Source organism: Vogesella urethralis, from assembly GCF_007644045.2.
In the GTDB taxonomy this organism is placed as follows: Bacteria; Pseudomonadota; Gammaproteobacteria; order Burkholderiales; family Chromobacteriaceae; genus Vogesella; species Vogesella urethralis.
On record NZ_VMDW02000075.1, the window covers coordinates 165,237 to 185,865 of the forward strand.

The window sequence follows — 20,629 nt, forward strand, 5'->3', positions numbered from 1 at the left end:
CATGTCAGGCTGATGCCTGCCGCAGGGCAGGCCGGCGGCAGGCGTGGGGTGGGGGCTTAAACGATGAAATTGCGGACCTTGTTTTCCAGGTGGTCGGCCTTGTCTTCCAGCTGGTCGGCGTAGCTGTCCAGGTTGACCGCGCTGTCGGCGTTGCTTTCCGATAGCTGGGCAATCTGTTCCACGCGCCGCGCCATGTCGTTGCTGGCGGTGCGTTGTTCGGCCAGTGCGTCGGCAATTTCACTGGCCGACTGTGATACCTCGCGAATGGTGTGCTGGATGCGGGAAATGGCATCCTGGATTTCGGCGGTGAGCGCCTCGCCCTTGCTGACGCGGTTGACGCTTTGTTGCATGGCCAGGTTGGCCGCCTGTGCCGACTGGGTAATCTCGCGCACCATCTGGTCGATCTGGACGGTGGATTGTGCCGAGCGCTCGGCCAGTTTGCGCACTTCGTCGGCCACCACGGCAAAACCGCGGCCCAGGTCGCCGGCGCGCGCGGCTTCGATGGCTGCGTTCAGCGCCAGCAGGTTGGTCTGGTCGGCCACGTCACGGATCACGTCCAGCACGCTGACAATGGTCTGGCTCTGCTGCGCCAGGGCGGCCACTTGCTGTTCACTGTTGCGGATGGCCTGGCCGATGGCGTTGATCTCCTGCAGCGTGGCGTCGATGACGCGCGAGCTTTCGGTGGATACCGTGCCGGCCTGGCTGGCGCGCTGCTGGGCCACCTCGGCGCTATCGGCAATGTGGGTGATGCTGACGGCAAACTGCTCCACCGTGCTGGCAATCGACGAGGTGGCTTCGCTTTGCTGGCGCGAGCTGCCGCTAATGCTGTCGGAGGTCTGACCGATCTGCCGTGCCATCTGGTTGATATTGTCGCTGCTGTGGCGCACGTCCTGGATGATGGTGCCCATGCTGTCCAGCAAACCGTTGAGCTGGCTGGCGATGATGGCCAGCTCGTCCTTGCCGCGTACCGGAATGCGCAGGCTGAGGTCGTGCTTTTGCGTGATGGCCTGGCAGGTGTCGGCCAGTTCGCGCACGCTGCTGTTCAGCCGGCTGGCCAGGCGCCAGGCCATGATGCTGCCGATCAGCAGACTGACCAGCAGCGCGCCGCTGGCAAACAGCAGGCTGGCGTGCAGGTTCTGCTCGCTGCTTTGGTAGTTCTTTTCCGCCTCGGCCAGTTGCAGGTCGATCAGTTGGCTGATGTTGGCGCTAAGCGGGTCCACCGCCGGGTACAGTTTTTTCTCGGCCAGCGTGTGCAGCGCCTCTTTTTGCCCGGCCTGCATCAGCTGGCGGGCTTCGCGTGCTACCCCCAGCGCTTCGCCCAGCCTGGCCTTGGCTTGCTCTACCAGGCGTGCTTCTTCTTCGGTCAGCCGCGTGGCGGTGTAGGCGTCCCACTGGCGCTGGAATTCTTTTTCTGCGGTATTGATGGCGGCGACGCCGTCGCTACTGCTCAGTGTGCCGGCGTTGGTCTTGTGAATGGCATCCACCACATTGACGGCAAACATGTCCGCCACTACCTTCAGCTGCTTGAGCGGAATGACCCGGTCTTGATAGGTGGAAGCGAACGCGTCATTGCTTTTTTGCAGCAACACAAACAGGCTGCCGCACAGCATCATCATCAGTACCAGCAGGCTGCCGGCCAGCCAGAAAACCCGTGCCTTGATGCTCATGCTTACCTCCCAGTAATGTGCACACGCCCTATGCGGATATTTCTGGTTTTAGTGTATTTTTGAATTTGTTGCAGTTCTTTGAATCAATGCGCTTTGTTTTAATAAAGGTTTGTTTATGAATATCCGACTTCAGGGTGAGGATCATCGCGTCGGTACTATTTTCTGTATCGGCCGCAATTACGCCGACCATGCTGCCGAGCTGGGAAATGCCATGGAAGAAGAGCCGGTGGTGTTCCTGAAGCCCGCCGCGGCGTTGCAGGCAGAAGGCAAACCACTCGTCTTGCCGGCCTTTTCACAAGACGTGCATTTCGAGTGCGAGCTGCTGGTGCTGATCGGGCGCGACGCCGACAACGTTGGCGTGGCAGAGGCGCTGGATTACGTGGCCGGCTACGGTATCGGCCTCGACCTCACCGCCCGCGACGTACAGAGCGAGGTAAAAGCCAAAGGCTTGCCGTGGACCAAGGCCAAAGGCTTCCGTGGCGCTGCCTGCGTATCGGACTTTGTGCCGGCCAGCGCGCTGGACCCGTTGGCCGCACGCTTTACCCTGCACGTTAACGACGTGTTGCGTCAGCAGGGCGATACCACGCTGATGCGCTTTTCGGTGCCGTTCCTGGTGAGCTACCTGTCGCAGCTTTACGGCCTGCGCGCCGGAGATCTGATCTATACCGGCACGCCAGCCGGGGTGGGGCAGTTGCAGCCGGGTGACCGGCTAGCGCTGGACCTGGGTGTGGTGCAGGCACAGTGGCAGGTGGCAGCATGAGCAAGGCAAGGTTGGCCGCAGACGACGACAAGGTGCGGCTGGATAAATGGCTGTGGGCGGCGCGCTTCTTCAAAACCCGGCAGCTGGCGCACGAGGCGCTGGAGCTGGGCCGCGTGCTGGTGAATGGCGAACGGGTGAAGGCGTCCCGCGTGGCGCGCGAAGGCGAGTTGCTGCAGATCCGCATCGACCAGCTGGTCTACAACGTTACCATTCTGGCACTGGCCACCCAGCGCCGGCCAGCCGCCGAGGCACGTTTGCTGTACAGCGAAAGCGAGGCATCGGTTGCCGCCCGCGAACACCAGATCGGCTTGCAGAAGGCCGAGCACGCGAGCTTTCCGTACGGAGAGGGGCGGCCTACCAAAAAGGCGCGCCGCGATATCCTGCGCTTCAAGGACAGCTGGTAAGCTGCCGCTGGGCGGGCGACGCAACAAGCCTTGCGATCGCCCGTCTTGTGCAGCAGGAAACAGTCTGTTTGCCATCGGGGCGGGCATGCAGGTTTCATGGTGGCGGGCTTTTGCGCTATAGTATCGCCCCGGTGCGCTGCACCCGCTTCCCTGTGTTACACGCGATGTCTGCTTCTGCCCCTCTCGCTGCGCTGGCAGCGTTCTACTTCAGCTATTTTGCCTTCCAGGGTCTGTTCGGCCCGTTCTGGTCGCTGTATCTCGAGTCGCTGTCGTTCAATACCGTACAAATCTCCATCCTGATGGCGCTGTCCACGCTGGCGCGGATTGTGGCGCCGATGTTCTGGGGCTGGCTGGCCGACCGGCGCGGCAAGCGCCGCAGCATCATGCTGTGGACGTCGCTGGTGTCACTGGCCAGCTTCGTGATGGTGGCGCTGCAACACAGCTTCTGGGGCATGTTTACCTGGCTGGCAGTCAATCACTTCTTCTGGGCCGCCGCCCTGCCGCTGGGCGAGGCGTCCACCGCGCACCTCACGCGCAGCCAGCCCGGCCGCTATAGCCGGGTGCGGGTATGGGGCTCCATCGGCTTTGTCTGCTTTGCCGCCAGCGGCGGTTACTTGCTGAATCTGGTGACCATGGCCAACCTGCCGTGGCTGATCGTCGGCCTGCTGGGCTTGATCGTACTGGCCTGCTGGCGCGTGCCGGAAGTGGCCATCGAGCGCGCCAAGGCGCGACCGGAGCCGATCTGGGCTACCGTGCGCCAACCGCACGTGGTGGCGCTGTTTGCCTGCTGCTTCTTGCTGTCGTTTGCCATGGGCCCGTACTACAACTTCTACTCTATCGGTTTGAAGGAAGCGGGTTATAGCGCCAGCACCACCGGCTTGCTGTGGGCTACCGGCGTGATGGCCGAGATCGTGGTGTTCTGGCAGATGCCGCGCCTGATGGCGCGCTTCACGCTGGAACGCCTGATGCTGGCGTCGCTGCTGGTGTCGGCGCTGCGCTTTGCGCTGATGGCGACACTGCTGCCGGTTGGCGTGGTGGCCTTTGTGGCGCAGCTGGGCCATGCCTTTACCTTTGGTGTGCACCACGCCGCCGCCGTGGGGCTGATTCACCGCAACTTTGCCGAGCAGCACCAGGCGCGTGGCCAGGGCTTGTACACGGTGGCGTCGTTCGGTGTCGGTGGCAGTATCGGCGGCCTGTTGGGCGGCGTGCTGTGGCAGCACGGCGGCGTGGGGCTGACCTTTGGCGTATCGACTTTTGCCTTGCTGCTGGGGGTGGGCGTGTGCCTGAAGTGGTTGCGGCCAACCCCGGCTACGGTGCCGGTGGCATGAGGTCGCGTCTTAATCTGATTTTGCTAGGTGTGGCTGATGTGGCACGCAGTGCTGAATTTTACTCGGCACTAGGCTGGCAGCGTTCGCCACGAGGCTCGGCCGCGTTTGTGTTGTTTGACCTGGGCGGCGTGGCAGTGGCGTTGCAATCGCGCGAGGCGATGGCTTGCGATGCCGGTTACCCCGATGCGGCCGGTAATGGCTTTACCGGTATGGCGCTGGCCTACATTGCCCGGAATGCCGACGATGTTTACCGGGTGCTGGACAAAGCGGTTGCCCTGGGCGCTACGCTTGCCGTGCCGGCTCGGGCAACTGCATGGGGGCATAGCGGCTATTTTCGCGATCTGGATGGTCATCTGATCGAGGTGTTGTACGAAGATGGCTGGCAGTTTGATGCGCATGACAATCTGGTGCTGGACTGAGCAATGCACGCAACGCCACAACTGGCGCTGGCAGCTTATGAAGAAGCGCTGGCCAGCTACGACTGGGAACAGATTGCCCCGCTCATTCACCCGGATGCCTGCTTTTTGTTTTCCACCGGTAGTCACCATGGCAAAGAGGCTATCGGTGAGGCGATGCGTCGCGTTTTCTCGCGGATCCGCGATGAGCGGTATTGCATTAGCGCTTTGCATTGGGGGCATATCGGTGCGGATATTGCCTGTGCCAGCTACCGTTTCGATTGGCAGGGCGTGATTGATGGCGAGCTGGCCAGCGGTGCAGGGCGTGGTAGCTGTACCCTGCTGCGCGACGAGGTTCACGGCTGGCGCTTGCTGAGTGAGCATCTGGGCCCGTTGGCAGCATGAATTTGCGGTGCAGCGCTACAACAACATCACCAGCTTCAATTCGGGCGCGTGCGCCAGCCGTAGCGTCAGCTGCTGGTAGCTGAGTCGCCCTTGGCGCGCGTGGTTGAACACCCGCTCGCCGCCTTCTCTTCCCAATACATCCTGCTGCCGCCACAGTTCGTCGAAGGCGGCGCTGCTTTCCCGCAGCCCGGCAATCAGCGCGTTCGCCGCCTCGTGTTGCAGCACGCTGGTGTCGGCACGGAACTCGGCCACCATGCGTCGCGCCCGCGTCGGCCAGTCGTCTACCAGCTGCGCGGCCAACGGGTGGCAGAACATGAACTGCAGCAGGTTCTTGTCGCCAGGCTGGTCCAGCCAGCCGGCAAACAGTTCGCCGGCTTCGGCGTTCCACGCCGGTATCTGCCATAGCGCGTCCAGCACGTAAGCGGGCCGGCTGATGTGGGCGGTAGCGGCGGCCAGCATCTGTTCGGCTTCGGGGTTGGCCGCAGCGCTGCTGTGCTGCGGGTTTTTCTGCCCCGCCAGGTTGAACAGGTACTCGGTTTCGGCGCGCGACAGCTGCAGCGTGCTGGCCAGCGCCGCCAGCGTGACAGCCGATACCGACTGCGTGCGGCCTTGCTCTATCCACGTCAGCCAGGTAGGGCTGATGCCGCACAGCGCGGCCACCTCTTCGCGGCGCAGGCCTTTGGCGCGGCGGCGGCTGCCGGCGGGCAGGCCGGCTTGCTCCGGTTGCAGCCGCTCGCGGTGGCTGCGGATGAAGTCGCCCAGCGGGCTGGGCTGGCTGCTGCTGCGCATGGCAAGGTCTCGTGGCTGTTAGTGGTAGTACTAGTATAAATGCTTATCTTGTACTAGGAAAAAGCCTGCGTCATGATGGTGGCTAACGCAGGATTTGCGCCGGGGCAAAGCCGGGTGGCGCCGCAGGGCGCACGCTGGCCGGCAGGCAAATCCCTTGTTTCATCCTTACCTGAAGGCGCGACCATGACCGCACAAACCCTGTACGACAAGCTGTGGCACAGCCACGTGGTGCACGAAGAAGCCGACGGCACCGTTTTGCTCTACATCGACCGCCACCTGGTGCACGAAGTGACCAGTCCGCAGGCGTTTGAAGGCCTGAAGCTGGCCGGTCGCCCGCTGTGGCGCGTGGATTCGGTGGTGTCGACTGCCGACCACAACACCCCCACCAACGATTGGGACAAGGGCATCCAGGACCCGATTTCGCGCCAGCAGGTAGAAACGCTGGACGCCAACATCAAGGCCTTTGGCGCGCTGGCTTACTTCCCGTTCAAGGACAAAGGCCAGGGCATTGTGCACGTGATGGGGCCGGAACAGGGCGCAACCCTGCCGGGTATGACCGTGGTCTGTGGTGATAGCCATACCTCCACCCACGGCGCTTTTGGCGCGCTGGCGCACGGTATCGGCACCTCGGAAGTAGAACACGTGATGGCCACCCAGACGCTGGTGGCGAAGAAATCCAAAAACATGCTGGTGCGTGTGGACGGCAAGCTGCCGGCCGGCATTACCGGTAAAGACGTGGCGCTGGCGATTATCGGCAAGATCGGCACCGCCGGCGGTACCGGCTACGCCATCGAGTTTGGCGGCGAAGCCATTCGCGAGCTGTCGATGGAAGGCCGCATGAGCCTGTGCAATATGGCCATCGAAGCCGGCGCCCGTTCCGGTCTGGTGGCGGTGGACCAGAAAACCATCGATTACGTCAAAGGCCGCCCGTTTGCGCCGAAAGGCGAACAGTGGGACGCCGCTGTGGCGTACTGGAACACGCTGCATTCCGACGATGGCGCGCACTTCGACCAGATCGTCGTGCTGGACGCCGCCGACATCCAGCCGCAAGTAACCTGGGGTACCTCGCCGGAAATGGTGACCGACATCAACGGCCGCGTGCCGGACCCGGCGCAAGAAGCCGATCCGGTGAAGAAGGGTTCCATCGAGCGTGCACTGGCCTATATGGGCCTGCAAGCCGGCACCCCGATGAGCGAGATTCCGGTAGACATCGTGTTCATCGGCTCCTGTACCAACAGCCGTATCGAAGACTTGCGTGACGCTGCTGCCGTGGCGCGTGGCCGCCAGAAAGCGGCCAACGTCAAGCAGGTGCTGGTGGTGCCGGGTTCCGGCCTGGTGAAAGCACAGGCGGAACAAGAAGGCCTGGACAAAGTCTTTATCGAAGCAGGCTTTGAATGGCGCGAACCGGGCTGCTCGATGTGTCTGGCGATGAACGCCGACCGTCTGCAACCGGGTGAGCGTTGTGCCTCCACCTCCAACCGCAACTTTGAAGGTCGTCAGGGCCAGGGTGGCCGTACCCACCTGGTGAGCCCGGCCATGGCCGCGGCGGCTGCCGTCGCCGGCCGTTTTGTCGACTTCCGCGCACTGTAAGCAAAGGCAAACAATCATGACTATCCGACTTCTGGCACTGCTTTCCGTGGTATTGGTCATCACCGGCTGCAACACGGTTTCCGGTATCGGCAAGGACATCAAGAAGGCGGGTAGCGCCATTGAAAGGGCTGCACAATGAAAGCATTCACCACACTCAACGGCCTGGTCTGCCCGCTGGACCGCGCCAACGTCGACACCGACGCCATCATCCCCAAGCAATTCCTGAAATCGATCAAGCGTTCCGGCTTCGGCCCTAACCTGTTCGACGAATGGCGTTACCTGGACCACGGCGAGCCGGGTATGGACAACAGCCAGCGCCCGCTGAACCCGGACTTTGTACTGAACTTCCCGCGCTACGCCGGCGCCCAGGTGCTGCTGGCGCGCGAGAACTTCGGCTGTGGTTCCAGCCGCGAACACGCGCCGTGGGCGCTGGAAGACCAAGGCTTCCGCGTGATCATTGCGCCGAGCTTTGCCGATATTTTCTTCAATAACTGCTTCAAGAACGGCCTGCTGCCCATCGTGCAACCGGCCGAGGTGGTAGACCAGCTGTTCCGCGAATGCGAAGCTGCAGAAGGCTACACGCTGAATGTGGACCTGCCTTCGCAGACCATTACTACGCCGTCGGGCCTGACCTTTGCCTTTGACATCACCGAACACCGCAAGCACTGCCTGCTGGGCGGCCTGGATGAAATCGGCTTGACTTTGCAGCACGCTGACAAGATCAAGGCCTACGAAGCGCAACGCCGCCAATCGCAGCCTTGGCTGTTTGCCTGATACTCCCAAGGTTGGCCGCCTGCGGCCAACCTTCTGCCCCATAGCACAGGATAAAGATCATGAAAATTGCAGTTCTGCCGGGTGACGGCATCGGTCCGGAAATCATTGCCCAAGCCAAACGCGTACTGGACGTATTGCGCAGCGACGGCCTGCCGATCGAAATGGAAGAGGCACCGCTGGGCGGCGCCGGTTACGACGCCTACGGCGTACCGTACCCGGAATTCACCCAGAAGCTGTGCCGCGAGGCCGATGCCGTGCTGCTGGGCGCCGTTGGCGGCCCGCAGTACGACACCCTGGAGCGCCCACTGCGCCCGGAGCGTGGCCTGTTGGCCATCCGTAAAGACCTGAACCTGTTCGCCAACCTGCGTCCGGCCATCCTGTACCCGGAGCTGGCCAATGCCTCCACGCTGAAGCCGGAAGTGGTATCGGGCCTGGACATCATGATCGTGCGCGAGCTGACCGGTGATATCTACTTCGGCCAGCCGCGCGGCATCGCCGTCAACGAACTGGGCGAGCGCGAGGCGTACAACACCATGCGCTACAGCGAAGGCGAAATCCGCCGTATCGCCCACGTGGCGTTCGGTATTGCGATGAAGCGCAACAAGAAGCTGTGTTCGGTTGACAAGGCCAACGTGCTGGAAACCACCGAGTTCTGGAAAGAGATCATGATCGACGTGGCGCGCGAGTACCCGCAGGTGGAGCTGAGCCACATGTACGTGGACAACGCCGCCATGCAGCTGGTCCGCAACCCCAAGCAGTTCGACGTGATGGTGACCGGCAATATCTTTGGCGACATCCTGTCCGACGAAGCCTCCATGCTCACCGGCTCCATCGGCATGCTGCCGTCGGCGTCGCTGGATCAGAACAACAAGGGCCTGTACGAGCCGAGCCACGGTTCCGCGCCGGATATCGCCGGCAAGAATCTAGCCAACCCGCTGGCGACCATCCTGTCGGCGGCCATGATGCTGCGTTATACCTTCGGCCAGGAAGCCGCCGCCCAGCGCGTAGAAAATGCCGTGAAAACCGTGCTGGCCAAGGGCTACCGTACTGCTGACATCTTTGAAGCCGGCTGCGAGAAAGTCAGCTGCAGCGGCATGGGTGATGCCGTGGTTGCCGCCATGTAAATGACCGTTTTAATGCTGTTCAAATAAAAAAACGACACCCCATTGTGCGCGCTGCTGTTGCCCTGCACAATGGGGTCGATCACTAGATAAGCCTGCCTTCAAGCAGGGCGGGCAAACGGTTTCAAACACCCGACGACATTCAGGAGAAATTATCGTGCGAGTAGGTTTTGTAGGCTGGCGCGGCATGGTGGGTTCCGTGCTGATGCAGCGCATGCTGGAAGAGAACGATTTTGCCGTTATCAACGAGCCGGTGTTCTTCACCACCTCCAATGTGGGTGGTGCTGCGCCCAACGTTGGCCGCGAGGTGCCGCCGCTGAAAGACGCGCGCAATATCGACGAACTGAAAGCGATGGACGCCATCGTTACTTGCCAGGGTGGTGATTACACCGCCGAGGTATACGGCAAACTGCGCGCGGCCGGCTGGACCGGTTACTGGATTGACGCGGCTTCCAGTCTGCGCATGGAAGACAACGCCGTGATCGTGCTGGACCCGGTCAACCGCAACGTGATCGACGCGGCGCTGGCCAAGGGCGTAAAAGATTACATCGGCGGCAACTGTACCAACTCCATCATGCTGATGGGCATGGGTGGTTTGTTCCGTGAAGGTCTGGTGGAGTGGGTATCGTCGATGACGTACCAGGCGGCATCCGGTGGCGGTGCCAACCACATGCGCGAGCTGCTGAAGGGTATGGGCGTGGTGCACGCAGCCGTGGCCGACGAGCTGGCTACCCCGTCGTCCGCCATTCTGGACATCGACCGCAAAGTGGCAGCCTCCATCCGCGAAGACGTGCCGACCGAGTTCTTCGGTGCGCCGCTGGCTGGCGGTCTGATCCCGTGGATCGACAAGCAGCTGGATAATGGCCAGTCCAAGGAAGAGTGGAAAGGCCAGGCCGAAGTGAACAAGATTCTGGGTACCGACGCCACCATTCCGGTAGATGGCCTGTGCGTGCGCATCGGCGCCATGCGCTGTCACAGCCTGGCACTGACCGTGAAGCTGAAAAAAGACCTGCCGCTGGAAGAAATCGAAGCCATCATCAAGTCGGGCAACGACTGGGTGAAATGGGTACCGAACGACCGCGAAATCAGCGTAAAAGAGCTGACGCCGGCGGCCATTACCGGTGGCCTGCAAATCGGCGTTGGCCGTGTACGCAAGCTGAATATGGGTGGTGAGTACCTGTCCGCCTTCGTGATTGGCGACCAGCTGCTGTGGGGCGCTGCCGAGCCGCTGCGCCGCATGCTGCGCATCCTGATCGAGCGCTAAGCAAATTTGGCAGGGTTTCCTGCAACGAAAAGCACAGCCTGTCACTACGGTGGCAGGCTTTTTAATTTGTGCACGGCTTTATTTGTCAGGCCAGTGCGCTAAAATGACGTCAATTCTATTATCAAGGCAATCTTATATTGCCTGTGTCCGTTTGTTATCAAGGTATTTACATGTCTGAAACCATTCGTCTTGCTGTTGTCGGTGCTACCAATCTGATCGGGGAGGCCGTGCTGGATTTGCTGGCCGAGCGTCAATTGCCGATCGGCCGTGTATTTGCGCTGGATATTGCCGATAAGGAAGGCGAGACCGTTTCTTTTGGCAATCTGGAACTGGAAGTCGGCGCGGTAGGTGAATTCGATTTTGCCAATGTGTCGCTGGCCATTTTTGTCGGTGGTGCCGACATGACGCGCCAGTATGTGCCGGAAGCGCGCCAGGCCGGTTGCGCCATCATCGATTTCAGCAGTACCTACCGTCTGTCCGATGATGTGCCGCTGTTCGTGCCCGGTGTAAACGAGGCGGTGCTGGACGATTTGGGTGAAGGCCTGCTGGTGGCGGTGCCCAATTGCACCGTCAGCCCGCTGGCGCAAGCATTGGCCGCACTGAAGGCCAGTGGCCTGCAGCGTGTCAGCGTGGCGACGTATCAGTCGGTGTCTGGTTCGGGCCGTGCCGCACTGGAAGAACTGGCCAACCAGACCACTGCCTTGTTCGGTGCCCGTGATGTGGAGCTGGAAGTTTACCCGAAGCGTATTTCTTTCAACGTGCTGCCGCTGGTCGGTGCGGTTGATGAAGACGGTGTCAGCGAAGAAGAGCGTTCCATCGAGCACGAACTGCGCAAGGTGTTGGCACTGCCGGCGCTGGAAGTGGAAGCCAGCTGCGTGCGCGTGCCGGTTTTCTTCGGTCACGGCTGGGCGGTCAGCGTGAAGACCGGAGATGAACTGACCCCGGCCAAGGCGCGCGAGCTGTTCCAGGCCGCCGGCTTGCAGGTGGTGGACGATCCGGCGGGCGACATGCCGTACGTCACGCCGCTGGAATCGTCCGGTAATGAAGCGGTTTGGGTGAGCCGTGTGCGTCGCCAGGGACAGGTGCTGTCGTTCTGGCTGGCTGCCGACAACGCACGCACCGGTGCGGCCTTGCCTTGTGTGGCGGCGACGGTTGCGCTGATGAAGCGGGGCTATTTTGCCTGAGTCGATAAGTGCTAGTAGTATTGCTTACCGATAGAGCTATGTAGTTTGATTGATAACCCCGGGTTGGTCATGTCGAGACACTGAGGTGGTGCCACGACAGGCACGGGCGGCGGCCGGGACAAGAATATTTCACCGAAAGGTAGCGCGTTACGATGCGAGCCAAGAAAAAGATGAGCGCCTTGCTGGTGGCGTTGCTGTTTTCCACTGCGGCCTGGGGTGGCCTGGGCGGGATTGCCGTGCGTTCCAACCTGGGCGAGGTGCTGCGGGCGGATATCGATCTGACCGGTAGCGGCGAGGAAGAGTATGTGCGGGTCGGCCTGGCGCCGATGGATACCTTCCGTGACCTGCAAGTGGATTACAGCCCGGCGCTGACCAGCCTGCGCTTTGCCTTGGCCTATCGCTCTAACGGCAAGCCTTACATCCGGGTGCTGTCGGTACAGCCGGTAAGCGAGCCCTATCTGCGGTTTGTGGTAGAGGCACGTACGGCCAGTGGTCGTTCAATCCGCGAGTACACCATTCTGCTCGACCCGCTGGAGTACCCGAACAAAGCCGAAGCAATCGAGCGTTCGGCCAAAGCCAGTGCGGCGGTAGAACCGCCCCGGCTGAAACCGGCCACGCCGTCTTCGGTTCGTATGCCGCTGCCGGCCCCTGCCGAGCCGGTAACGCCTGACAGTATCGTGGTGAAGCGGGGGCAGACGCTGGCACAGGTTGGCCGCATTGTTCGTCCGGAAGGTGCCACCTTGCGGCAGGCCATGGCCGCTTTGGTGCTGGCCAATCCGGGCGCTTTCATCAATGGCGATCCGTCTACCTTGCGGGCGGGTACCCGCCTGAAGGTGCCTTCGGCCGCTGCCGCCAAGGCGCTGAAGCCCGCTCGAGTGGCACAGATTCTGGATGGCACAGCCCCGCCGTCTGCGCGCCCGGTGTCTCCCCCCCCGGCGCCAAGCGTTGCACCGATGCCGGCAGCGAAGCCTGCCCAGCCGGTATTGAAACTGGAACAGCCAGATCCCGCAGCCAATCTGGCCGCGCAAGATGCCCAATTGAAGGCTGCGCAACAAAAGATCGAAGAGCTGGAGCAGAAGCTGAAAGCGCTGCAAGCAGCGAAGCCGGCGGCCCCGGCAGCGGTGCCAGCCAGCGAACCTGCCGTTGCTGCATCTGAGCCGGTGCCGCTAGCACCAGCGTCGGCGCCGGTGGTGGCTTCTCATCCGGTGGTGACTGCTTCTGCACCGGTGCCCAAACCCTTGGTGGTGGCCAGCGAGCCGGTAGATGAGGGGCAGGGTCTGCTGGATCAGGTTATGGCTTATCTGCCCCTGATCGCAGGCGGGGTATCTGCAGTACTGCTGGGTGCGGCTGCCATTCTGTTCTTGCGCCGTCGTAAACGCGGCACCAAGGCCGCTACCGAAGCAGCGGGTGCCTCCATTCTCGGTGCCAGCACCATCGGTCGTGTGGCCGGAGTAGACGAGGCAGCCGGTAATACCTTCCTGGCGGACTTTACCCGCACCGGCATGAACGGTATGGATTCCGGTGAAGTAGACCCGGTGGCTGAAGCCGAAGTGTATCTGGCTTATGGTCGCGACCAGCAAGCCGAAGAAATCCTCAAGGATGCGTTGGCCAAGGATCCTACGCGCCACGAAGTACGGATGAAGCTGCTGGAAATCTACGCATCGCGCCAGGATAAAGCCGCTTTTGAAGGCCAGGCCCGTGAAATGCACGCTGCTTTTGACGGCAAGGGCACCATGTGGTCGCGTACGGCAGCGCTGGGCCTGTCGATCGACCCGGAGAATCCCTTGTACGCGGGGCAGGGTGAGGCCGCTCGTCCGGCCGCTGCTGCGGCCTCGGTGGCGGCAGCCGTGGCGATTGACCTTGATTCCGAGTTGATGGGGGATGTGGGTGAGCCATCGTCGCAGCCGGCCCCGATCGAGCCGGAAGTGCTGGATATCGGCGATGACGACCCGCTGCGTGCAGCCCTGTTCGGTGAAGAGGCGGCGGTAGCTGCCGAGCCAGACAATAGCCTGGATCTTGATAGCTTGCTGGCAGAGCCAGCCCCGGTGGCAGAGCCGGAGCCGGAGCAAGACGACAAGCACATGCTGGACTTCGACTTCAATCTGGATGCGCCAGCGCCGGCCGCCGCCGTTGAAGCCGCAGCACCGGCTGCTGTGGATGATGGTTTCGATTTTGACTTGTCATCGCTGGAAGAGCCTGCTGCAGCGCCTGCTGCTGAAACCGCGCCATCGCTGGATGGCATGAGTCTGTCTGATGACCCGCTATCTACCAAGCTGGATCTGGCACGGGTATATCTGGATATGGGTGACAAGGAAGGCGCGCGTGAAGTGCTGGAAGAGCTGTTGACCGAGGCGCAAGGGGCGCTGAAATCCGAGGCGGAGTCGTTGCTGGCATCGCTGTAACACTTGATGCAGATCGATTGCAATAGTTGATGTGCTTTCTTATTGCTGTTGCTTGCGCTTACTATGCCTGACTATCCGAAAAAACAGAAAAAAGGATCCGGGGTGACAATGCGGCCATTGGTGGCAAGTCTGGCGTTAGCCTTTGCGGTAGCGGCGCCGGCTGTGCATGCAGGTTTGGGGGGGATACGCCTGTTGGCGGGGCCGGGGGAGCCGTTTTATGCCGAAGTCGCGCTGGATTCGGAGCCTGGTCTGGAAAACCCGTTTGTGGCGCTGGCCTCGCGCGAGCGCTACGCGTCGCTGACACCGTACTCCGACAAAGCGGGTCAGCTGCAGATCCGTACTGTCGAAATTTCGCCGCAACAATACATGGTGCGCATTACCGGCCCGGCACTGGCTGCTGGTGAAGTGCTGAACTTTGCCTTGGAGCTGTCGTGGCCGTCCGGCAAGGCAGTGCGCGAGTATCGCATCAACGGTGGGTCGTCTGCGCCGGCGACCCCGGTCCCTAAGGATGATGCCAGTGCCGTGTTGTCCGAGCGTCATCCGCTGATTGACGAGCCGGGTGGGCTGGCCTTTGGCGAGGCACGTTTGTTGTCGGCCCTGGGTCTGCCACTGCGTGCGGAGATCGAGCTGCTGGGGGATTGGCCGGCCAATCTGGCGGCAGACAGTTTTCACTTGCTGAATACCAACGACGCGGCGCTGAAAGATGCGCAGATTCAGGTCCATCACCGCAAGGGCCGTCACTGGCTGAGCCTGCGCAGCGAGCGCGCGGTGGCGGAAAGCCGATTGCAATTTACGCTGTCTTCTTCGTTGAAGGGTGATGCGCTGCAGCGCGACTTTACCCTTCATGCCGCCAAGCGCGGCAGTTACCTGCCTCGTCCTGCTGCGCAGCCTGTGTTCAAGGGCAGTTATCAAGTGCAGCCGGGGGATACCTTGTCCGGCCTGGCCTACCGTTTTGCCGAGGGCAAGCCGGTGGCCAAGGTGGCTGGCGAAATTTACGCGGCCAACCCGCAGGCCTTTGCGCAAGGTGACCCTAACAAGCTGTTCGCCGGCGCTACATTGAAGGTGCCGGATCTTGCCGGCTCTGCGTCAGTCTCGCCTGCCAAGGCGGAGAGCAAACCCGTTGCGGCGGCTGACGTTGCCAAGCCTGTTGCGAAACCGGAAACCAAGCCGGAAACCAAACCCGCCGTTCAGCATGCCGCTTCCGAAGCGCAGGCGGCGGCGCCGCAAGCAGACGCTTCGGCCGCGCAGGCGGCTGCTGCAGAGCAAGAGAAGCTGGCGCAACTGAAAGCCGCCCAGCAGCGTCTGGCCTGGCTGGAGTCGGAAATCAACCGTTTGTCGGCTCAGGCTGCCAGCCAGCCACGCCTCAGCATTCCCCACCGTCCTGATGTGCCCGCGTCCGAAGCGCAGGACGAAGCTTTCCTGGACGAAAATCTCACCCAGTGGGTGTTGTACGGCGTAGGGGGCTTGTCGGTGGCCAGCTTGCTGGCCTGGTTGCTGGTGCGTCGCCGCGCTGCCAAAGCGAAGGTGCCGGCACCGTCGCAAAGCCGTTCCGGGATGGGGCCGGTCACCATCAGTGCCTCACTGGGGCCGGACGAGCAGCCGCTGGTGCAGCCGATTGTCGACGACATCAATTTGCAGTCCATTGACGTGCTGGCAGAGGCAGATGTGCTGATGGCGTACGGCCGCTTCGATGCCGCCGAGCAGCTGCTGCGCGAAAGCCTCAGCAACGAACCCGAGCGCGAAGATCTGCGCATGAAACTGCTGGACCTGATTGCGCGCAAAGGCAATAAGCAGGAGTTCGAGTCGGTAGCGTTGGACCTGCTGGCCGTATTCGGCCCGGAGAGCGCCCTGTGGAAGCGCGTGCTGCAGCTGGGCGGCAATCTCGATCCGGATAACCCGCTGTACCGGCCCAGCCCCGATCAGCCAGAGCGTTTTGCCATGGCCAGCCCGCCAGCAGTAGACCTGGGCGTGTTCTCGCCGGATGAGGCCGACAAGGTGCCGCTGGCGCAGCAGGTGGATAATGCCGAAGCAGCGCAGGATCTGGCCCGCTTGTACCGCGAAATGGGCGATACCGAAACGGCCGATGCCTTGTTGCGCGAGGCAGGCGTCAAGCAGTGAGTGCGCCGCGTTTTCACCCAGCAGCCAGCCTTGTGGTCTGGCTGTTTTTCATTGTGGCGCTGGCTATGCTGCCGTTGCCTGCCTTGCTGTGCCTAATGTTGGCCGCAGCGGGTTGGCCGCGCTTGCTGTGGCAGGCGGTGCAACGCATGCGCTGGCTGTTGCTGGCCATGGCCTTGCTGGCCGGCTGGTATGTGCCCGGCTTGCCATTGTGGCCGGCGCAAGCCTGGTCACCTAGCTGGCAGGGTTTGCAACTAGGTGCTGCCCAGGCGCTACGCCTGCTGTTGATGGCGCTAAGCCTGCGCCTGCTATGGCGGCATTACGGTAGCGGTGCCATGCTGGCCGCCGTGCTGCACCTGCTGCAGCCCTGGCGCGCTGCCGGCGTGCCGGTGCAGCGTGTTGCCGTGCGTCTGGTGTTGACGCTGCAGTACGCCGAAGCACTGCTGGCGACGCGGCCCAAGCCTTCGCTGGCCTGGCTGCAGCAGCAGTTGCTGGCGCAACAGGGGTCACAAACGCAGCCGGATCAGGTAGAGTTGGGTTTTTACCCTTGGCATAGCCGGGACAGTTGGCTGCTGCTTGTGGCAGCACTGGTTCTGGCCATCATCATGAAAGCAGTTCAATGAGAATCGCGCTCGGCCTGGAATACGACGGGCGCGCCTTTGCCGGCTGGCAGACCCAGCCGCATGGCAATACGGTACAGGACAAGCTCAACGCCGCGCTGAGCCAGATTGCGGGCCATCCGGTTGTGACGTTGGCCGCAGGGCGCACCGACGCCGGCGTGCACGCACTGATGCAGGTGGTGCATTTCGAGACGCAGGCGCAGCGCCAGCTTGGCGCTTGGGTGCGCGGCGTCAACGCCTTGTTGCCGGCGTCGGTGGCGGTGGTGTGGGCGCAAGAAGTCGGCGACGATTTCCATGCCCGTTTCTCGGCATTCTCCCGCTCCTATCGCTACTTTTTGCTGACCCATCCGGTGCGCCCGGCGCTCACCGCAGGGCGCGTGGGCTGGTACCACCAGCCGCTGGACGTGGCTGCCATGCGCGCAGCGGCGCAGGTATTGCTGGGGCAACATGATTTTTCCAGCTTCCGCGCGTCCGAATGCCAGGCCAAGTCGCCGCTGAAGCACCTGCAGCAGCTGGATATCGTGGAAGAACGTGGCTTGATCCGTTTCGATCTGACCGCTGACGCATTTCTGCACCATATGGTGCGCAATATCGTGGGTACCCTGCTGTACGTCGGCAAGGGCAGTCTGGACGTGGCCGGGGTGCAGGCACTGTTGGCCGCACGCGACCGCAGCAAGGCGCCGCCCACCTTCATGCCGGACGGCCTGTACCTGACCGGGGTGGGCTACCCGGCGCAGTTTGGTCTGCCAAGCGAGGCGCAGCCCGAGCGGCTGACGCTGTGGAGCTGACATGACGACACGAATCAAGGTATGCGGCTTTACCCGCCCCGACGACGCCGCTGCGGCGGCGGCGCTGGGGGTGGACGCCATCGGGCTGGTGTTTTATGCCCCCAGCCCGCGTTGCGTGACCATCGCCCAGGCGCAAGCCATCATCGCCGCGTTGCCGCCGTTCGTGACGGTGGTGGCGCTGTTCGTCAACCCGAGCGAGCAAGAAGTACAGCAAGTGCTGGCTGCCTGCGCCATCGACGTGCTGCAGTTTCATGGCGAAGAGTCGCCGGCGTTCTGCCGCAGTTTCCAGCGCCCGTACCTGAAAGCGGTGCGGGTACGTCCCGGCATGGACTTGTGCGCCTACGCGGCCAACTACCACGATGCCCGCGGCTTGCTGACCGATGCGTTTGTGGAAGGCGCGCACGGTGGTACCGGCGCGGTGTTCGACTGGACGCTGATTCCGCCGGTGCTGCCTTTGCCGCTGATACTGTCCGGGGGGCTGGATGCGGCCAACGTGGTCGACGCTGTGGCGCGGGTACGCCCGCCGGCGGTGGATGTATCCAGCGGCGTGGAAGCCGGCAAGGGCATCAAAGACCCGGCGCGGGTGGCGAGCTTTGTCGCTGCCGTGCGTCAGGGTGAGATTTCGATAGTGCAGGGCGCGGACCCTGCGCTTTAAAACAAAACCATCAGGAGCATGCCATGAGCAGTTATGACTTCCCCGATGCACGCGGCCGGTTTGGCGCGTATGGCGGTGTCTACGTAGCAGAAACATTGATGGCAGCATTGGACGAGCTGAATGCCGAGTACGCCCGCGCCAAGGCTGACCCGGCGTTCTGGCAAGAGTATCACCATGAGCTGAAGCACTTCGTGGGCCGCCCCAGCCCCATCTATCACGCCAAGCGCTGGTCGGAGCAACTGGGCGGTGCGCAGATCTACTTCAAGCGCGAAGACCTCAACCACACCGGTGCCCACAAGGTAAATAACACCATTGGCCAGGCGCTGCTGGCCCGCCGCATGGGCAAGAAACGCGTGATCGCCGAAACCGGTGCCGGTCAGCACGGCGTGGCATCGGCCACCGTGGCCGCCCGCTACGGTATGGAATGTGTGGTGTACATGGGCGCCGAAGACGTGAAGCGCCAGGCGCCGAACGTATTCCGTATGAAGCTGCTGGGTGCCACCGTGGTGCCGGTTGAAAGCGGTTCCAAAACCCTGAAAGACGCGCTGAACGAGGCAATGCGCGACTGGGTGACCAATATCGACAGCACTTTCTACATTCTGGGTACCGCCGCCGGCCCGCATCCGTACCCAATGTTGGTACGTGACTTCCAGCGCATCATCGGCATCGAGGCCAAAGAGCAGATGCAAGAGATGGTTGGCCGCCAGCCGGACATGGTGGTGGCGTGCGTAGGGGGTGGCTCCAACGCGATTGGTATTTTCCACCCCTACGTCGACGTGGACGGCGTGCGCCTGGTGGGCGTGGAAGCAGGGGGCGACGGTGTGGAAACCGGTCGCCACGCCGCGCCGCTGTCGGCCGGCAAGCCGGGCGTGCTGCACGGCTTCCGCAGCTACCTGATGCAGGATGAAGATGGCCAGATCATCGAGACCCATTCGGTGTCGGCCGGTCTGGACTATCCGGGTGTGGGCCCGGAGCACAGCCTGCTGAAAGACATCGGCCGCGCCGAATACGTTGCCATCAACGACGACGAAGCGCTGCGCGCCTTTGAAGACTGCTGTCACCTGGAAGGCATCATTCCGGCGCTGGAATCCAGCCACGCGCTGGCGCACGCGGCCAAGGTGGCACCCACCATGGGCAAGGACCAGATCATCCTGGTCAACCTGTCCGGCCGTGGCGACAAGGACATCAATACCGTTGCCGGCCTGATGGGCATCACGCTGTGATCGCGGCGCCGGTACTGGAAGCAGCCTATCTGCAAGTGAAGGCCGGGGCGGAAGCCGCGTTCGAGCAGGCGTTTGCCGCCGCTTCGCCGCTGATTGCCGCCATCGACGGTTATGCCGGCCATACCTTGCAGCGCTGCCTGGAAGTACCGGGGCGTTACCTGTTGCTGGTGCAGTGGCAAACGCTGGAAGCCCATACCGTGGGTTTCCGGCAGTCGCCGCAGTATCAGCAATGGCGCGCATTGCTGCACCATTTCTATGATCCGTTCCCGGTGGTGGAACACTTCACCACCGTGCTGAACTACCCATGCAAGGACCACACCGCATGAGCCGCGTAGCAGAAACCTTTGCCCGCCTGCAGGCTGCAGGCGAGAAAGCCCTGATTCCCTTCATTACCGCTGGCGACCCGAACCCGGCGCTGACGGTTGACCTGATGCACGGTCTGGTTGATGGTGGTGCCGACATCATCGAACTGGGCATTCCGTTTTCCGACCCGATGGCCGACGGCCCGGTGATTCAGCGTGCCAGCGAGCGCGCCCTGGCGCACAAGGTTGGCCTGCGCCACGTGCTGGCGATGGTGAAAACCTTCCGCCAACAGAACCAGCACACCCCGGTGGTGCTGATGGGTTACCTGAACCCGGTACACGTACTGGGCTACCAGGCCTTTGCCCAGGCCGCGGCTGAGGCCGGCGTCGACGGCGTGCTGACGGTAGATTGCCCGCCGGAAGAGGCGGAAGAGCTGACCGCCGCCCTGACCGCCGCCGGGCTGGACCCGGTATTCCTGGTGGCACCCACCACGCCGATCGATCGGGTACGTGAAATTGCCCGTCTGGCACGGGGTTACGTCTACTATGTGTCATTAAAAGGGGTGACCGGCGCAGGAAATCTGGACATTGACGACGTAGCGCGTAAAATTGCCGCCCTTAGAGAACACATTACTGTGCCGATCGGCGTCGGTTTCGGTATCCGCGACGCGGAAACCGCCCGCGCCATCTCCGTGGCAGCCGATGCCGTGGTGGTGGGTAGCCGTCTGGTGCAGGAAATCGAGGCGGCTACACCCGAAACTGCCAAAGAGCAGTTGACCCGTCTGGTGGCTACATTGAAAGCCGCTATCCGTTAGAACAACGCTGGACGACCCGTGCCAGCCA

At 62.4% G+C, this 20,629-nt stretch carries 21 protein-coding genes; 19 read left to right on the plus strand and 2 right to left on the minus strand.

The features are described from left to right. Window positions 1-56: 56 nt before the first annotated feature. Entirely contained in the window at window positions 57-1,667 is a 1,611-nt protein-coding gene (locus tag FLQ03_RS07820) for a methyl-accepting chemotaxis protein (protein WP_144371423.1), read from the minus strand. 115 nt (window positions 1,668-1,782) lie between these two features. Between FLQ03_RS07820 and FLQ03_RS07825 the strand changes: the two genes are divergently transcribed. The 5 genes from FLQ03_RS07825 (at window position 1,783) to FLQ03_RS07845 (ending at window position 4,959) form a co-directional block, all read left to right on the plus strand. Continuing rightward, the gene (locus FLQ03_RS07825) at window positions 1,783-2,427 is read left to right on the plus strand and encodes a fumarylacetoacetate hydrolase family protein (RefSeq protein WP_144371424.1); all 645 of its coding nucleotides are present in this window, start codon (window positions 1,783-1,785) and stop codon (window positions 2,425-2,427) included. Then, window positions 2,424-2,831 carry an RNA-binding S4 domain-containing protein gene (locus FLQ03_RS07830; RefSeq protein WP_144371425.1) on the plus strand — a complete coding sequence of 136 codons (408 nt, stop codon included), beginning with the start codon at window positions 2,424-2,426 and terminating at the stop codon, window positions 2,829-2,831. Before FLQ03_RS07825 ends, FLQ03_RS07830 begins: the two co-directional genes overlap by 4 nt. A gap of 164 nt (window positions 2,832-2,995) precedes the next feature. Further along, entirely contained in the window at window positions 2,996-4,159 is a 1,164-nt protein-coding gene (locus FLQ03_RS07835; RefSeq protein ID WP_144371426.1) for an MFS transporter, read from the plus strand. Beyond that, window positions 4,156-4,578, plus strand: coding sequence for a VOC family protein (locus FLQ03_RS07840; RefSeq protein WP_144371427.1), 423 nt, complete (start codon window positions 4,156-4,158; stop codon window positions 4,576-4,578). The genes FLQ03_RS07835 and FLQ03_RS07840 overlap by 4 nt, the downstream gene beginning before the upstream one ends. A gap of 3 nt (window positions 4,579-4,581) precedes the next feature. Then, entirely contained in the window at window positions 4,582-4,959 is a 378-nt protein-coding gene (locus FLQ03_RS07845; protein ID WP_144371428.1) for a nuclear transport factor 2 family protein, read from the plus strand. A gap of 15 nt (window positions 4,960-4,974) precedes the next feature. Here FLQ03_RS07845 and FLQ03_RS07850 read toward each other — a convergent pair whose 3' ends face one another. Then, a complete protein-coding gene (locus tag FLQ03_RS07850) occupies window positions 4,975-5,748 on the minus strand; it encodes a helix-turn-helix transcriptional regulator (RefSeq protein ID WP_144371429.1) in 774 nt (257 codons plus the stop codon). Window positions 5,749-5,931: 183 nt separating this feature from the next. Between FLQ03_RS07850 and leuC the strand changes: the two genes are divergently transcribed. The 14 genes from leuC to trpA all read left to right on the plus strand — a co-directional run bounded on the left by leuC (window position 5,932) and on the right by trpA (window position 20,601). Continuing rightward, window positions 5,932-7,338 carry a 3-isopropylmalate dehydratase large subunit gene (gene leuC / locus FLQ03_RS07855; protein WP_144371430.1) on the plus strand — a complete coding sequence of 469 codons (1,407 nt, stop codon included), beginning with the start codon at window positions 5,932-5,934 and terminating at the stop codon, window positions 7,336-7,338. 16 nt (window positions 7,339-7,354) lie between these two features. Beyond that, on the plus strand, window positions 7,355-7,477 hold the full coding sequence (locus tag FLQ03_RS07860) for an entericidin A/B family lipoprotein (RefSeq protein WP_144371431.1): 123 nt from the start codon (window positions 7,355-7,357) through the stop codon (window positions 7,475-7,477). Then, a complete protein-coding gene (gene leuD, locus FLQ03_RS07865) occupies window positions 7,474-8,112 on the plus strand; it encodes a 3-isopropylmalate dehydratase small subunit (RefSeq protein ID WP_144371432.1) in 639 nt (212 codons plus the stop codon). Before FLQ03_RS07860 ends, leuD begins: the two co-directional genes overlap by 4 nt. A gap of 59 nt (window positions 8,113-8,171) precedes the next feature. Then, a complete protein-coding gene (gene leuB / locus FLQ03_RS07870) occupies window positions 8,172-9,236 on the plus strand; it encodes a 3-isopropylmalate dehydrogenase (RefSeq protein ID WP_144371433.1) in 1,065 nt (354 codons plus the stop codon). Between the two features lie 154 nt (window positions 9,237-9,390). After that, window positions 9,391-10,497 carry an aspartate-semialdehyde dehydrogenase gene (asd, locus tag FLQ03_RS07875; protein WP_206210890.1) on the plus strand — a complete coding sequence of 369 codons (1,107 nt, stop codon included), beginning with the start codon at window positions 9,391-9,393 and terminating at the stop codon, window positions 10,495-10,497. 170 nt (window positions 10,498-10,667) lie between these two features. Next, a complete protein-coding gene (locus FLQ03_RS07880) occupies window positions 10,668-11,681 on the plus strand; it encodes an aspartate-semialdehyde dehydrogenase (RefSeq protein ID WP_144371435.1) in 1,014 nt (337 codons plus the stop codon). Window positions 11,682-11,851: 170 nt separating this feature from the next. Beyond that, on the plus strand, window positions 11,852-14,083 hold the full coding sequence (locus FLQ03_RS07885) for a motility hub landmark protein FimV (protein ID WP_240802225.1): 2,232 nt from the start codon (window positions 11,852-11,854) through the stop codon (window positions 14,081-14,083). 108 nt (window positions 14,084-14,191) lie between these two features. Then, on the plus strand, window positions 14,192-16,201 hold the full coding sequence (locus FLQ03_RS07890) for a type IV pilus assembly protein FimV (protein ID WP_476756203.1): 2,010 nt from the start codon (window positions 14,192-14,194) through the stop codon (window positions 16,199-16,201). Between the two features lie 65 nt (window positions 16,202-16,266). After that, the gene (locus FLQ03_RS07895; protein ID WP_144371438.1) at window positions 16,267-16,821 is read left to right on the plus strand and encodes a hypothetical protein; all 555 of its coding nucleotides are present in this window, start codon (window positions 16,267-16,269) and stop codon (window positions 16,819-16,821) included. Next, window positions 16,818-17,606: a tRNA pseudouridine(38-40) synthase TruA gene (gene truA / locus FLQ03_RS07900; RefSeq protein WP_144371439.1), complete on the plus strand. Its 789-nt coding sequence runs from the start codon at window positions 16,818-16,820 to the stop codon at window positions 17,604-17,606. The genes FLQ03_RS07895 and truA overlap by 4 nt, the downstream gene beginning before the upstream one ends. 1 nt (window position 17,607) lies before the next feature. After that, window positions 17,608-18,261 carry a phosphoribosylanthranilate isomerase gene (locus FLQ03_RS07905; RefSeq protein ID WP_144371440.1) on the plus strand — a complete coding sequence of 218 codons (654 nt, stop codon included), beginning with the start codon at window positions 17,608-17,610 and terminating at the stop codon, window positions 18,259-18,261. Between the two features lie 23 nt (window positions 18,262-18,284). After that, on the plus strand, window positions 18,285-19,484 hold the full coding sequence (gene trpB / locus FLQ03_RS07910) for a tryptophan synthase subunit beta (RefSeq protein WP_144371441.1): 1,200 nt from the start codon (window positions 18,285-18,287) through the stop codon (window positions 19,482-19,484). Continuing rightward, window positions 19,481-19,810 carry an antibiotic biosynthesis monooxygenase family protein gene (locus tag FLQ03_RS07915; RefSeq protein ID WP_144371442.1) on the plus strand — a complete coding sequence of 110 codons (330 nt, stop codon included), beginning with the start codon at window positions 19,481-19,483 and terminating at the stop codon, window positions 19,808-19,810. The genes trpB and FLQ03_RS07915 overlap by 4 nt, the downstream gene beginning before the upstream one ends. Next, a complete protein-coding gene (gene trpA, locus FLQ03_RS07920) occupies window positions 19,807-20,601 on the plus strand; it encodes a tryptophan synthase subunit alpha (protein ID WP_144371443.1) in 795 nt (264 codons plus the stop codon). The genes FLQ03_RS07915 and trpA overlap by 4 nt, the downstream gene beginning before the upstream one ends. The last annotated feature ends 28 nt before the right edge of the window (window positions 20,602-20,629 follow it).